This is a genomic window from Streptomyces sp. S6 (genome assembly GCF_054880855.1).
In genome coordinates this window covers 1-1187 of sequence record NZ_JBTYMC010000665.1, presented here as the reverse complement: position 1 = coordinate 1187, position 1187 = coordinate 1, and the positions used below count along the sequence as shown (strand labels likewise).

1 protein-coding gene and 1 pseudogene are annotated in these 1187 nt (G+C 73.5%); both read left to right on the top strand.

What is annotated here, in order from left to right; translation table 11 throughout:
- Window positions 1-843, top strand: an 843-nt coding sequence (locus ACVNF4_RS36270; RefSeq protein ID WP_461807069.1) for a GNAT family N-acetyltransferase, incomplete at its 5' end; no start/stop codon positions are given.
- 123 nt (window positions 844-966) lie between these two features.
- Window positions 967-1187, top strand: a pseudogene (locus ACVNF4_RS36265) (DUF885 domain-containing protein); the annotation flags it as partial.

The window sequence follows — 1187 nt, the reverse complement described above, 5'->3', positions numbered from 1 at the left end:
CACGACCTGGTCGACGCGCCCACCCGGGTGCTGGGCCTCGCCACCCGTACCGCCCTGGACGCGGCGGAACTCCCCCTCGCCCTGCGGCAGTTGCTGGGCCGGTGCGCGATCCGTTCGCTGCCCGGCGCGCACGACGTGCCGGCCGAGGGGGTCCTGGAAGAGACAGTGCTGCGCCTGCGGGCGCCGGAAGGCGGAGTGATCACCGTGGAGCGGCCGCACCTGCCGTTCACCCCGACCGAGTTCGCGCGCGCCCGCGCGCTGGTCGACCTGGACACCCGGCTCGGGCCCCGCGTCCCGCGCGGTCAGGACGTCCTGACGCTGCCCGAGGGTGACGACATCACGGTGAGCCGCGCCGACACGGCCGATCTGGAGGCCGCGAAGGCGATGCACGAGCGGTGCTCGCAGCAGACCCTCACGATGCGCTACCACGGTCCCGTCCACGACGCCGACCGCTACCTGAACCACCTCCTGAGCCCCCGCTTCGGCCGCACCCTCGCCGTCCGCACCGCCTCCGGCCGCGTCGTCGGCCTCGGCCACCTCCTGTGGGACGGCGACGAGACCGAGGTCGCCCTCCTCGTCGAGGACGGCTACCAGGGACGCGGCATCGGCGGCGAACTGCTGCGCAGGCTGGTGCGGATGGCCGTCGAGACGGGCGGCGAGAGCGTGTACGCGGTGACCCGCTCGGGCAACACGGCGATGGTCGCGGCGATGCGGTCCCTCGGTCTGCCGCTCGACTACCAGATCGAGGAGGGCACCCTCGTCATCACGGCCCGCCTCGACGAACTGACGCCGCAGGACCTGCCGTTCGAGCTGTGCGCGGGTGAGCGGGGCCGGCGGGACTGATCCCCACCCCCGGCGTCCCGTCGCCCCCGCACCCCTTGGCTCTCAGCGAAATCCGGGCTCCCCCTGCTTCCGCTCGCGCGATCAGGGCTGACGGAACACCGCTATCCGTACGAGGATGTCCGCATGTCAGAGACGAACAGCCCGCTGCCCCGCGAGGTCGCCGACGCGTATGTCGACGGTCTCATCGCCCTCGATCCGGTGACCGGTACCTATCTCGGCGCGCAGGAGAGCTCGCGCAGGATGCCGGACCTCTCGCCCGCAGGCCAGGAGGCGCTGGCGCGGCTGGCACGGGAGACGCTGGCCGCGCTGGAGGCGGCGGAGGGGCGGCCCGGCGCGGAGAGCGA